The organism is Bacillus sp. ISO11 (assembly GCF_003458115.1).
GTDB classification, from domain to species: Bacteria; Bacillota; Bacilli; order Bacillales; family Bacillaceae_G; genus Bacillus_A; species Bacillus_A cereus.
This window is the reverse complement of record NZ_QXCO01000027.1, coordinates 31,160-44,401: the sequence shown is the minus strand read 5'-3', so window position 1 is coordinate 44,401 and position 13,242 is coordinate 31,160. Positions and strand designations below refer to the sequence as shown.

The window sequence follows — 13,242 nt, the reverse complement described above, 5'->3', positions numbered from 1 at the left end:
TAAATAGTGACTTGCCAAAAATAAGTACGAGAGTATAATGTGAAATGGAATACGTATTGGGTTTAAGTAGTAACCTTACAAAATTGTAAGGTTAGTGAAAGGAAATTCAATATGAAGATAAATAGACTTACATTATACTTGGTAAAGAGAAAGAGAGGCGAATGGGTATGAGCTCTGAATTAGAACAAAATACGAGAAGTAATAAAAAGCGTTCTAAAAGAAAGTCAATAAAATGGTTCATATTAATTCCATTTTTCCTACTTATTTTTGGAGGAGTAGGATATGGTTCGTTTATATATAATAAAGCAAAAGCTGTTGTAAATGATGCGTATGCAAAAATTGATAAGTCATCAAAGCGTGATAAAGAAGTCGAACCTTTAAAGGATAATATTTCAATATTAATCATGGGTGTAGATGGAAGTGAAATGAGAAAAAGCCAATATGGCGAAGCAGTTCGAACAGATGCACTTTTATTAGCAACAATTAATAAAGATGATAAGTCTGTTAAGCTAGTAAGTATTCCACGTGATTCACGTGTTTACATTCCAACTAGAAAAAAATTAGATAAAATTACTCATGCTCACGTATTTGGTGGCGTAGAAAGCACACGCGATACGGTGGAAAGATTTTTGAATGTACCTGTTGATTATTATGTGAAGTTTAACTTTGAATCATTCGTACAAATTGTCGATTCAATTGGTGGTATTGATATTGATGTACCAGTTACTTTCACTGAACAAGATAGTAAAGACCAAGCTGGTATGATCCATTTAGAAAAAGGTTACCAACATTTAAATGGAGAACAAGCTCTTGCACTTGCAAGAACGCGTAAAATTGATAGTGACGCAATGCGTGGACAGAGACAGCAACTTGTAATAGAAGCAATTGCTAAAAAAGCGATGTCTGTTCAATCAATTAGCAAAATGGGCTCTTTACTAGATGCGGTTGATAAAAACATGAAAACGAACTTAACATTTGACGATATGCTTGCTATTACAAAAAATATGGCAGGATCTAATTTGGAAATGGAAAAAATGCAAATAGAAGGTACAGATAAACGTATCGGTGGTATTTATTATTACATTCCAAATGAAAAAAATGTAAAAGATATTTCCAAAAAATTAAATGATCATTTAGGTGTAACGCCAAAATCAGTCCGAAACGAATAATAAAAAAAGATTGGCTTTTGCCAATCTTTTTTTTTGGAATGTATTTGTAACTTTTCTGTAACGATTTTTTAGTTTAGAAAAATTATACTCATATGTATGAGTATAATGGATAGGTAAAAAAGTAAAAGGACATATTCAAAATTTGTGGTAAGGAAAGATATCATATGCAGAAATGGTTAAGCATGATGGGAATTATCTTTATATTGACTGGATGTAAAATGTCTGAAGCTCCAACAAGTCTAATGGAAGCTCCTACAAATGAAAAATGGATTAATGAATTAAAGGAAGAAATTGATAAAGATTTACCTGTTAATTATCGCTTACTTACTCCAATGTCTAACAAAGATAAACAGATGATTTGGTCAATGAATTTTAAACAAGATAATAAGAAGGAAGCCATCTTATTTTATAAATTGCCGAATGAAGATCATAGCGTATATTTAGCCGTATATGAAGAAATCGGAAATGGCTGGAGAATAAAGTCCACACATAAATTTGATGGAGGAGATGTAGATATCGTTGAAGTCGGTGATTTTACAGGGAACGGGAAGAGAGAGTTGTTAATCGGAATCTCTGTAAATCGTGAATCGTTAGAACATGTTATGTATGTTTTTTCGGAAGAAAATGAAGAGATGAAGGAAATATATAATCGAAGTTATACGAAGTTATTCATAGAGGATCTAAATGAAAATGGACTGAAAGATATAAGCCTTGTTACATTTGAAAAAGATGAGAAGCTGACAGTTGAGTTCATGGAACAATTTAAGACTTTATCTGAAGTGTCATACGATCCATTTATAAATAGTATTCAAAGAATACAAATGGGGCGTATATCTAAATCACTAAAGGCGGTAGTAATTGATGCAGGAGTTGGCGCTCATTCAGGTATAACTTATGTAGCAAAATTTGATCAGGATCATTATGAAGTATTACCTATAGATGGGAAAGAAGATTTATTTAATGAATATGTTGTAGAAAGTAAAGATGTTAATGAAGACGGCATTATTGAATTTGTTCGTACTGTACGTCCAAAAGGTTGGGAGGATAAATCACATGGCGATAGTCCGCTTTTTGAACGTTACATACAGTGGAGTGAATCTGGAATTAAACCAATTGAAGAACGATATATAGATATAGAAAAAGGGTATTATGTGAAAATTCCTAAAGAGTTAATAGGGAAAATTACAATACCAGATCAGCAAAAAGAATCAAATTCTCAAAAGTTTTTGGATACAAGAACAAATAAAATATGGCTTGAAGTTCATATTTTTAAGCGGAAAGAATGGTTCAATATAAAAGGCTACAGCGCAGCAATTAAAACGGCTTCTCACGTATATGCAGTACCGAAGCAATCGGAATTTGAAAAAGTGAAAGCATATATAAAACCGCTAGCGGATTATCAACAAGAGTAGGAGGTGGGAATTATGTCAAAAATTTTAGTTTTAGAAGATGAATTAACGATCCGTAGCTTTATTGTTTTAAATTTAAAACGTGCTGGATTTTATGTAATAGAAGCTACTACTGGAGAAGAAGCGTTACAGATTTTGAGTGAACAAACTGTTGATATAGCACTGCTGGATGTTATGTTACCGGGAATTGATGGTTTAGAAGTTTGTAAGGCTATCAGGAAAGAAAATGAAAAAATAGGTATTATTATGTTAACCGCACGTGTACAAGATGAAGATAAGGTGCAAGGACTAGGAATAGGGGCAGATGATTATATTGCAAAACCGTTTAGTCCAGTAGTATTAACTGCACGTATACAGTCTTTATTAAGAAGAATAGAAGTACATGAAGAAAAAACGAATATTGTTACGTCAGGTCCATTTTCGTTAAATATTATAGAAGAAAGATTGTATAAAGATGGACAATTAGTCGATTTAACACCTACAGAGTATATGATATTACAGTATTTAATGAATCAGGCTTCAAAGCCAGTTTCGCGTGATGAAATTTTAAATATGATTTGGGGAACCAATTACGTAGGCGAGACGAAAGTAGTAGATGTAAATATGAGACGGTTACGTCAAAAGATAGAATGTAATCCATCAGAACCTGAATTTATTCTTACGGTGTGGGGAAAAGGATATGTGTGGAAGGAAAGTATGAGATGAAACGGAAAGTGACTTTATATTTTATGACGGTCATTACACTTATGCTTGTATTATTTGAAGTTGTATTTTCAGTCTCAATTTATCGATACTATTATAATGGTATTGTGCAATATATAGAGTCTCATGCGAAAACGAGTACACGTTTTTTTTCAGAATACAATTCACTATACTTTATTCGATTACAAGAATATAGTGGTGACATAATTAGTAGCTTTCAATTAGAAGGAACAGAATTACAGTTAATTGATCGTCACGGCTCGGTTATACAATCTTCAAGTGGTGAAAAGGTAGAAGGTAAAGTGAATATTCCACAATCATTATTAGAAGGTGAAATGTATAATCAAGTTACTACGAAAGGTAATAAAAAACAACTAGAGGTGCTAAGCCCACTTATACATCAAGGACAAACTATTGGTGTTTTAAAATATACGACTGTTTTAACAAATGTAAATAAAAAGATTATTGAAATTATTACGTTTACTATTTCTGTAGGTATTGTTATTTCGGGAGTCGTCTTCTTAATTAGTAGACGTTTGGCAAATTCATTTGTTGAGCCAATTGAATCCATTATTCAAGCCTCTTCACAAATTGCAGAAGGCACATTAAAGCAAAAAATTAAAGAAGATTATCCTGGAGAATTAGGTGAATTGGCACATAGTTTAAATTATATGGCCTATAAAATAGATAAGGCTGAGCAGATGAAAAATGAATTCATTGCTTCTATTTCGCACGAAATACGAACGCCTTTAACAGGAATTAAAGGTTGGAGTGAGACGTTAAAAACAGTAGATTATTTAACAGAAGAAGAAATAAAGCAAGGTATGGGCATTATTTCAGGTGAGACAGATAGATTGATTCATTTAGTAGAAGAATTGCTAGATTTTTCAAGATTACAATCAAATCATTTTAATTTATATAAACAAAAGGTGCAGTTGTACGATATACTAGAGGAGACGATTTGGCAATTAACTCCTAAATCGGAAGAGAAGGAAATTCAATTTATTACTACTATAGACCGAATTGAATTGATGGGAGATCGAAATAGGTTAAAGCAAGTTTTCTTGAATATTGTTCAAAATGCAATTAAGTATTCACATAAAAAAAGTACAATACACATTGAAGCGACTAAAATAGAAGGACAAGCAGTGATTAAGGTAAGAGACGAAGGGATTGGAATTGCTAAAGAACATTTACCATATATTGAGCAATCATTTTACCAAATTAATAATCATGCTGCAGGTGCAGGTATTGGTTTAGCTATCGTTAAAAAAATGGTAGAGCTTCATGGTGGTGTGCTTAGTGTTACAAGCAAAGAAGGAATAGGAACAACAATTTTGATAAAACTCCCATTATAATACAAATAAAATCTATTTATATGGTGAAATAAAAATAAATAGATGTATAATTATATTGGGCGATTTATATATAAGATTAATAGGGAGAGGAATTCGATAGAATGGAAAAAGCTTTAAAAATTAAACAAATAGTAGTCGTTTTAATAGCGATTGCCGCAGTAGCTATTGGGTATTACATGTTCCAATCAATTACTTCACCAGCAAAAGCTGTTGCGAAACAAGAAAATGTAGTGCAGCTTGCAAGTGAACAGCCGAAAGTTGAAATGAATAAAACGGCACCAAGTCGTTTTAATGGAAAAGAAAGAAAAGTTGCTTATCTTACATTTGACGATGGGCCAGGGAAATATACGGCTGAATTATTAAATACGCTAAAACAACATGATGCGAAGGCGACGTTCTTTTTAATTGGAGCGAATGTAAAAGAATTTCCTGATTTAGTGAAACGTGAAAATGCTGAGGGTCATTATGTAGGCATGCATAGTATGACACATAATTTCGCAAAGTTATATAAAAATGGCGAGTATGTAAATGAGATGAAAGAAGATCAAGGTTTAATCGCTAATATTATTGGGAAATCACCTAAATTAACACGTCCTCCATATGGTTCGATGCCTGGATTAAATGAAGGTCTTCGAAATAAAGTGGTAGAAGGCGGATTTAAAGTATGGGATTGGACAATTGATTCATTAGATTGGAGATACAATAAAATGCCAGTTGATGCAGCTGCAGCACAAATTGCTCAAAATGTATTAACAAACGCAACAAAACCACAAGAAGTAATTTTAATGCATGATATTCACCCGCAATCAGTTGCTGCTGTGCCAGCAATTTTAAAGGGGCTAAAAGAAAAAGGTTATGAGTTCGAAGCTTATCATGAAGAAAGTCACTTCCCAGTGAACTTCTGGCATGATAACCGTATGTAATGGAGGAATGAACGTTGAAGTATGGAAAAGTAGCAGTAGTTGGAGCATTATCAGTAGGACTTTTAACAGGTTGTTTCGGTGAAAAGCCAGAAGAAAATCTATATACAGCTTTTGAAACAGCAGCAACACAAGAAAAATCTTTAGTGGATGAAGCAAAAAAATTAGAGCAGTTAGAGAAACAAGGCCAAGAATTATATTCTCAAATTTTGCAAGAAGGCAAAGATCATAATGAAGCAGTTGTGAAGAAACTAGAGCAAGCTACTGCAAATGTAGATGATCGTGAAAAAGTATTGAAAAATGAAAAAGAAATGCTAGAAAAAGCTCAGAAAGAAACAAAATCTGTACAAGGAAATATAGAGAAGCTTGAAGATAAAAAGTTACAAAAACAAGCAAAAGCAGTAGAAGAGTCGTATAAGAATCGTTATGATGCATTCCAAAAGATGAATGAAAATTACACGAAAGTGTTAGCGACTGAAAAAGAACTGTATGAAAAATTAAAAGTAAAAGAAACGAAATTAAAAGAAATCGGTGAAAAAGTTAAAACTGTTAATGAATTAAATGTGGAAGCACAAAAGTCGAAAGAGCAGTTTAACAAATTTACAAAAGAGTATAATGACAGTAAATTAGCATTCTACAAAGATGCAGAAATTAAGATTAAAGATCAGAAATAAAGAAGAATCTGAAGTGTAATAAAAAGCCGGAGAAACATCGTTATAAATGTTTTTTCGGTTTTTTACGTTAAATGAATAGAAAAGACTGGAATTGATATCATAAAAGAGTTATAGTGAGTTATTCTAAGGGAAACATTGTAAAGTAAGGAGAATGGGAATATGTCATATGAATTTTTACTCAAATTAGGTTTAGCACTCTTTTTAGGATTATTCATCGGGATAGATAGGCAGCTAAAGAATAAACCACTTGGTGTGAAAACAAGTATGGTTATTTCTGTAGCAAGTTGTTTAATTACGATGGTTTCAATTGAATCTGTGCATGTATATTCTGTTCCAGGACATACAAATATGGATCCGATGCGACTGGCCGCTCAAATTGTTAGTGGAATTGGTTTTCTTGGCGCAGGTGTCATTTTACGAAGAAGTAATGACGTTATTTCTGGATTAACAACAGCTTCTATGGTGTGGGCTGCTTCAGCTTTAGGAATCGCAATTGGTGCAGGATTTTATTTACAAGCGACAGTTGCTATGGTTTTAATTATTTTAGCGATTAATGTACTTCCGCAACTTGTGAAAATTGCAGGACCGTATTCATTAAGACAAAAGGATTTATCTATAAAAATTACTGTTAAAGAGCATCATGAGTTAGATGGTATATTTAAGCAAATTAAAAATTTAGGCATGCATGTGAAACGCGTGAAAATTAAAGATATAGATAGTGGAGCATTTCAGCAACTGGAGATGGTTATTTTAGCTCCAGAAGATTTATATACAACAGAGTTATATAGTTCCCTGAAAGAGATTGATCGAGTAGTTTCAGTTGAAGTGGAAAGTAGATAATTGTGATAAAAAAGAGTGAAGTGAATTCACTCTTTTTTATTTGGATTTTTAAGGAATGAAATTGATATAATGATGAGTAATAAGGGGGGGAGAAATGATGGGAATACATATTAGAAGAGCAATAAAGGATGATATACAAGGTATAGCAAAGGTGCATGTTGATAGTTGGAAGACAGCGTATAAAGGGATATTTGCTGAAGAAATTCTAGATAATATAGCATATGAGAAACGAGAAAAACAATGGGAAGATATTTTTCAAAAAGAAGGTAATCATCAATTTAGATTTGTAGCAGAGAATTTAAATGGAGAAATAGTTGGATTCATCGATGGGGGAGTAGAAAGAACTGGTACATATAATTGTGATGGAGAATTATATGCAATCTACCTTTTACAACAGTATCAAGGAATGAAAATAGGACAAAAGTTATTTCAAGCTTTATTATCGGATTGTATAAACAATGATATGCAATCACTTTTAGTTTGGGTTGTTACGAATAATCCTTCTAAAAAGTTTTATGAAAAATTTAACCCTGAAAAAATTGATACGAAATTTTTAGAGAGAGTAAGGGTAGAAGAAACAGCGTATTGTTGGAGAGATTTGAATTTGTTATACAAAAAGTTATATAGATTTGCTTAAATAATATTATTATGTAAACTTTATGTTTGAAAGAGGTATACCAATTAAGGTATACCTCTTTTGTTTAACCATTTTGGATAGATTACTAATGAAAAATAATAAGTATGTAGTTTGAAACTGAGTATTTTTTTCTTGTATTTTTAACTAGATTAAAGAAAAGAGAGAAAACAAGAAAAATTAAATCAGATAAAAAAATTCTGAAATATACTCTTGAATTGAATATCATTATCAATTAGAATCATAATTGATAACGACATTCAATTATCGTTTATTATATAAAATTTCGATAGCTTTAATATAAAGAGGAGGACCAACATGCAGCTTGCGAAACAAATCGCAGAACATGCAACATTACAAAGCTTTTTAAACTGTTATTTAAGAGAAACAGGGAGTGGAGAATGGATTACAGAGGATGAAAGAATGAAAAGTATCTTCAGTAATACGTTGAATAGAGATACAGTCCCCACATATTTATGTTGTCGGCTATCGGCACAGAACGTTACTTTGTATGGAGAAGTTATATATAAATCACCAACAGATCGCCATTTGTTTGGAGAACAATTTTATTATCAAATTGGAGATAGTAATTCTGTTATTACAGCAGATTACGTTACAGTTATTACGTTTTTAATAAAAGAGATGTCGATCAACTACGGAGAAGGAACGAATCCTGCGGAACTTATGCTTCGAGTTATCCGTAGTTGTCAAAATATTGAGGAATTTACAAAAGAGAGAATAGAAGATACATCCGCATTATACGGTTTCCATACAACTTTTATAGAAGCGGAGCAGTCTTTATTATTTGGGCATTTAACTCATCCTACACCAAAGAGTAGACAGGGGATATTGGATTGGAAAAGTGCAATGTATTCTCCAGAATTAAAAGGGGAATGTCAGCTTCATTATTTTCGGGCACATAAAAGTATAGTAAATGAAAAATCATTATTATCAGATTCTACAACAACGATTATAAAAGAAGAATTAAGTAATGATGAGATGGTTAGTAAGGAATTTATAGCGAAGTACTGTAAGGAAGATCAATATGCATTAATTCCAATTCATCCGCTTCAGGCAGAATGGCTCTTGCATCAAGCTTACGTACAAGATTGGATAATTCAAGAATTGCTTGAGTATATTGGTCCTGTAGGTAAGTATTATATGGCAACATCATCACTAAGGACGCTATATCATCCCAATTCGAAGTATATGCTTAAGTTTTCATTTCCGGTGAAAGTAACGAATTCAATGCGTATTAATAAACTGAAAGAACTTGAGAGTGGTCTTGAAGGGAAGGAAATGTTAAATACGGCTATTGGTGAAGTACGAGAAAGATTTCCAGGATTTGATTTTATTTGTGATCCAGCCTTTATTACATTAAATTATGGAACACAAGAATCTGGATTTGAAGTGATTATTCGTGAGAATCCTTTTTATAGCGAACATGCAAACGACGCAACATTAATTGCTGGGCTAGTTCAAGACGCTATACCTGGGGAGCGTACGCGGTTATCGAATATTATTCATCGCCTAGCAGATTTAGAAAGTAAAAGCTGTGAAGAAGTAAGCTTAGAGTGGTTTAGACGATATATGAATATTTCTTTAAAGCCAATGGTATGGATGTATTTACAGTATGGTGTTGCATTAGAAGCTCATCAGCAAAATAGCGTTGTTCAGCTAAAAGATGGTTATCCGGTCAAATATTATTTCCGTGATAATCAAGGATTTTATTTCTGTAATTCAATGAAAGAGATGCTTAATAATGAATTAGCTGGTATTGGAGAACGTACTGGAAATTTATATGACGACTATATTGTGGATGAGAGATTTCGTTACTACTTAATTTTCAATCATATGTTTGGCCTCATTAATGGTTTTGGCACAGCAGGATTAATTAAGGAGGAAATTCTTCTCTCGGAATTAAGGTCTGTACTTGAATCATTTCTTCCATATAACCGGGAACCTTCTACATTTTTAAGAGAATTATTGGACGAAGATAAGTTAGCGTGTAAAGCAAATTTACTAACGAGATTTTTCGATGTCGATGAGTTAAGTAATCCATTGGAGCAAGCTATTTATGTGCAAGTACATAATCCACTCGTTAGAGAAGTGGCTGTTCGTTCATAAATAACGTTAAAATTTCACGTAATACAAATAATGGTATTTTGTCATAAAGTGGAGGGTTTTATGAGAGTGGACATGTATCATACGAAAGTATTGAAGGCGCTCGAATCAGAAGATTACATTTCAGTACGAAGAAGAGTGCTACGTCAATTAGTAGAATCGTTAATTTATGAGGGGATTATTACACCGGTTCGCATAGAAAAAGAAGAACAACTTCTTTTTCTAATACAAGGACTTGATGAAGAAGGCAAAAGTGTCACGTACAAATGCTATGGCAGGGAACGGATGACATTTGGACGTATTTCGTTAGACTCATTAATAGTAAGAGTTCAAGATGAACAGCAAGAAATACAATCTGTCTCGCAATTTCTAGAAGAAGTTTTTCGGGTTACTAGTGTAGAACAAGCTAAATTAGATTCTTTTATACACGAATTAGAACAAACAATATTTAAAGACACGATTGCACAATATGAAAGAAATAATAAGAGAGAATATACTCAAAAATCTTACGATGAGTTTGAAAGCCATTTAATAGACGGCCATCCATATCATCCTAGTTATAAAGCACGTGTTGGATTTCAATATCGTGACAATTTTCAATATGGTTATGAATTTATGCAGCCAATAAAACTCATATGGATTGCAGCGCATAAGAATTATGCGACTGTAGGTTATGAGAATGAAGTGATGTATAACAACCTTTTAAAAGAGGAGATTGGCGATCGTAAATTAGAAGAATTTATGGAACGAATTCGTAATAAGGGATGTAATCCAAAACAGTACGTGTTTATACCTGTTCACCCATGGCAGTGGGTGAATTTCATCATTTCAAATTATGCGGATCATATACAGGGGAAATTTATTATTTATTTAGGAACATCAGAGGACGATTATTGCGCGCAACAGTCAATGAGAACATTAAGAAATATTACGAGTCCAAAGAAACCGTACGTTAAATTATCGATGAATTTACTCAACACTTCAACACTTCGTACGCTGAAACCATACTCTGTTGTGAGTGCACCAGCAATATCAAATTGGTTAAATGATGTTGTAAGTAATGACGCCTATTTAATGGATGAAGCACGTTTAATCTTGTTAAATGAGTTTTCCAGTGTAACGTATGACACGAATAAAAAAGCTATATATGGTTCATTAGGATGTATTTGGCGCGAAAGCATTCATAAGTATTTAGATGCACAAGAAGATGCAATTCCTTTTAATGGTTTATACGCTAAAGAGAAAGATGGTACACCAATTATTGATGCGTGGTTGAATAAATATGGAATGAAGGATTGGCTACAATTACTTATTCAAAAAGCGATAATACCAGTTATACATCTTGTTGTAGAGCATGGCATCGCACTGGAATCACATGGACAAAATATGATTCTAGTTCATAAAGAAGGGGTGCCTGTTCGTATTGCGTTAAAGGATTTTCATGAAGGGCTTGAGTTTTATCGTCCATATTTGAAAACGGTTGACAAATGTCCCGACTTTACTAAAATGCATAAAACATATGCGAATGGAAAAATGAATGATTTCTTTGAAATGGATCGCATTGAATGTTTGCAAGAGATGGTGTTAGATGCACTATTCCTGTTTAATTTAGGAGAATTAGCATTCGTACTTGCGGATGAATATGGATTGAAAGAAGAACATTTTTGGATGATGGTTGTTGAAGAAATTGAAAATCATTTAAGAATATATCCACATTTGAAAGGTAGATTTGAAAATATTCAATTATATGCACCTACATTCTATGCTGAACAATTAACGAAACGTCGATTATATATGGATGTGGAATCGCTTGTTCATGAAGTTCCAAATCCATTGTATAGAGTAAGACAACTTATGAAACAAAAATCAGCTGTTACAGGGGGAAATTATGCTAATCGTTAATAAACAAGAGTATAGCAAAAGTGATTTTGAATTGAGATTACAAGTTTATGAGGAAATGGAACAATTTAAAGAAGCAGAAGGAAATAGATTTGCACTTTGTCTGAAAGATCCATTCGATATTATTACGATTGTGTTTTTCTTAAAAGAAAAGAAATCATCAGTATTACTTATACATGAAGATACACCAAAAGAAACAGCTATTGAAATGGCAAAGCGTGCAAATTGTGTAGGAATTTTATATGGAGAATATGGCGATTGTACAAAATTAGAAGTAGGGAACTTTTTACTAGAAGAGCCTTCTTTACTGCAATATAGTTCTGGAACTACAGGGGAACCGAAACTAATTCGTAGAGCATGGACGGAAGTTGATACGGAAATTACCGCTTATAATGAAGCTTTAAACTGTGAAGTAGATGAAGTGCCAATCGTTATGGCTCCTGTTTCACATTCATACGGACTAATATGTGGTACTTTATCAGCAATTACGAGGGGGAGCCAGCCTGTAATCATTACGAATAAAAATCCTAAATTCGCATTAAATATAGTTCGCAATACAGAAAAACATATTATATATGCAGTACCACTTATGTTACACATTATGGGGAGTTTTCCATTAGGAACGTTCCAGTTTCATAAAATTATGACATCAGGATCGCCTTTGCCAGAAGCACTATTTTATAAACTAAAAGAAATGACAACATATATGATGCAGCAATATGGTTGTTCTGAAGCAGGTTGTATTAGTATATGTCATGATATGAAGAGCCATTTAGATTTAGGAAACCCTCTACCTCATGCGAGTATAAGCATAGGTTCAGATGAAAATGCACCGGAAGAAATCGTCGTGAAAATGAATGATAAGGAAATCTTCACGAAAGATTTAGGGTATAAATCTGAGCGTGGCATTCATTTTATGGGGCGTATGGACGATGTAATTAATGTTTCGGGATTAAAAGTCTTTCCTATAGAGGTAGAAGAAACGATGCTTCGATTGGAAGGTGTTCAAGAGGCAATTGTATATCGAGGGAAACATCCTGTCATGGGCGAAATAGTTAAAGCGAAAGTGATCTCTCATGTTAATCCAGTACAAATAAGAGAATGGTGTATTCAGCACTTACCTTCTTATAAAGTTCCCCATGAAATTGAAAGTGTAAATGAAATTCCTAAAAATAAAACTGGAAAAGTAAGTAGAAAGTTACTAGAGATGGGAGAGGTTACAACATGAGACGGGAAGCGTTAAAGAATGCCGTGTTAAAAATTATGATAGAAAAAATGGAACTGAAAAATGTAAAGCATTTAGAAGAAACGATGCGCTTAAATCAAGATTTATATATAGATTCGGTAATGATGTTACAGCTTATTGTATACATAGAAATGGATATAAAGCTATGCGTTCCAGAGGATGAGGTAGATCCAAAGGCATTTCTTACTGTAGGATCTTTGCTTGATTTTATGGAGGAGTTACAAGAAGTAAATGTGAATAACTAACCTTTAGGAAAGTGGATGAGAG

Annotated in this window: 12 protein-coding genes; all 12 read left to right on the top strand. The window is 33.0% G+C overall.

Annotated elements, in window-relative coordinates:
- The first annotated feature begins 167 nt into the window (after positions 1-167).
- The 12 genes from D1166_RS23410 to asbD all read left to right on the top strand — a co-directional run bounded on the left by D1166_RS23410 (position 168) and on the right by asbD (position 13,220).
- Positions 168-1,169, top strand: a complete 1,002-nt coding sequence (locus D1166_RS23410) for an LCP family protein (RefSeq protein WP_001987131.1) — start codon at positions 168-170, stop codon at positions 1,167-1,169.
- A 164-nt stretch (positions 1,170-1,333) separates the two neighbouring features.
- Positions 1,334-2,581 (top strand): hypothetical protein, encoded by a 1,248-nt coding sequence (locus tag D1166_RS23405; RefSeq protein WP_044584364.1) that lies wholly within the window; start codon positions 1,334-1,336, stop codon positions 2,579-2,581.
- A 12-nt stretch (positions 2,582-2,593) separates the two neighbouring features.
- Positions 2,594-3,283: a response regulator transcription factor gene (locus D1166_RS23400; protein WP_044584365.1), complete on the top strand. Its 690-nt coding sequence runs from the start codon at positions 2,594-2,596 to the stop codon at positions 3,281-3,283.
- The gene (locus D1166_RS23395) at positions 3,280-4,638 is read left to right on the top strand and encodes a sensor histidine kinase (protein ID WP_097879673.1); all 1,359 of its coding nucleotides are present in this window, start codon (positions 3,280-3,282) and stop codon (positions 4,636-4,638) included. The genes D1166_RS23400 and D1166_RS23395 overlap by 4 nt, the downstream gene beginning before the upstream one ends.
- Positions 4,639-4,739: 101 nt before the next feature.
- Entirely contained in the window at positions 4,740-5,561 is an 822-nt protein-coding gene (locus D1166_RS23390) for a peptidoglycan-N-acetylglucosamine deacetylase (protein WP_000409484.1), read from the top strand.
- Between the two features lie 14 nt (positions 5,562-5,575).
- On the top strand, positions 5,576-6,232 hold the full coding sequence (locus tag D1166_RS23385; protein ID WP_000873574.1) for a YkyA family protein: 657 nt from the start codon (positions 5,576-5,578) through the stop codon (positions 6,230-6,232).
- Between the two features lie 159 nt (positions 6,233-6,391).
- Positions 6,392-7,072, top strand: a complete 681-nt coding sequence (locus tag D1166_RS23380) for an MgtC/SapB family protein (protein WP_000119510.1) — start codon at positions 6,392-6,394, stop codon at positions 7,070-7,072.
- 94 nt (positions 7,073-7,166) lie between these two features.
- On the top strand, positions 7,167-7,709 hold the full coding sequence (locus D1166_RS23375) for a GNAT family N-acetyltransferase (RefSeq protein WP_043328419.1): 543 nt from the start codon (positions 7,167-7,169) through the stop codon (positions 7,707-7,709).
- Between the two features lie 315 nt (positions 7,710-8,024).
- On the top strand, positions 8,025-9,833 hold the full coding sequence (locus D1166_RS23370) for an IucA/IucC family protein (protein ID WP_044584366.1): 1,809 nt from the start codon (positions 8,025-8,027) through the stop codon (positions 9,831-9,833).
- Positions 9,834-9,893: 60 nt separating this feature from the next.
- The gene (locus D1166_RS23365) at positions 9,894-11,732 is read left to right on the top strand and encodes an IucA/IucC family protein (protein ID WP_001261835.1); all 1,839 of its coding nucleotides are present in this window, start codon (positions 9,894-9,896) and stop codon (positions 11,730-11,732) included.
- Positions 11,719-12,957: an AMP-binding protein gene (locus tag D1166_RS23360; protein ID WP_097855734.1), complete on the top strand. Its 1,239-nt coding sequence runs from the start codon at positions 11,719-11,721 to the stop codon at positions 12,955-12,957. Before D1166_RS23365 ends, D1166_RS23360 begins: the two co-directional genes overlap by 14 nt.
- Positions 12,954-13,220, top strand: a complete 267-nt coding sequence (gene asbD / locus D1166_RS23355; protein ID WP_097855733.1) for a petrobactin biosynthesis protein AsbD — start codon at positions 12,954-12,956, stop codon at positions 13,218-13,220. Before D1166_RS23360 ends, asbD begins: the two co-directional genes overlap by 4 nt.
- Positions 13,221-13,242: the final 22 nt, after the last annotated feature.

Excerpts from the sequence above, each read along its gene's own strand:
- D1166_RS23410 (WP_001987131.1), top strand. The coding sequence starts at position 168 with ATGAGCTCTGAATTAGAACAAAATACGAGAAGTAATAAAAAGCGTTCT.
- D1166_RS23405 (WP_044584364.1), top strand. The coding sequence starts at position 1,334 with ATGCAGAAATGGTTAAGCATGATGGGAATTATCTTTATATTGACTGGA.
- D1166_RS23400 (WP_044584365.1), top strand. The coding sequence starts at position 2,594 with ATGTCAAAAATTTTAGTTTTAGAAGATGAATTAACGATCCGTAGCTTT.
- D1166_RS23395 (WP_097879673.1), top strand. The coding sequence starts at position 3,280 with ATGAAACGGAAAGTGACTTTATATTTTATGACGGTCATTACACTTATG.
- D1166_RS23390 (WP_000409484.1), top strand. The coding sequence starts at position 4,740 with ATGGAAAAAGCTTTAAAAATTAAACAAATAGTAGTCGTTTTAATAGCG.
- D1166_RS23380 (WP_000119510.1), top strand. The coding sequence starts at position 6,392 with ATGTCATATGAATTTTTACTCAAATTAGGTTTAGCACTCTTTTTAGGA.
- D1166_RS23375 (WP_043328419.1), top strand. The coding sequence starts at position 7,167 with ATGATGGGAATACATATTAGAAGAGCAATAAAGGATGATATACAAGGT.
- D1166_RS23370 (WP_044584366.1), top strand. The coding sequence starts at position 8,025 with ATGCAGCTTGCGAAACAAATCGCAGAACATGCAACATTACAAAGCTTT.
- D1166_RS23365 (WP_001261835.1), top strand. The coding sequence starts at position 9,894 with ATGAGAGTGGACATGTATCATACGAAAGTATTGAAGGCGCTCGAATCA.
- D1166_RS23360 (WP_097855734.1), top strand. The coding sequence starts at position 11,719 with ATGCTAATCGTTAATAAACAAGAGTATAGCAAAAGTGATTTTGAATTG.
- asbD (WP_097855733.1), top strand. The coding sequence starts at position 12,954 with ATGAGACGGGAAGCGTTAAAGAATGCCGTGTTAAAAATTATGATAGAA.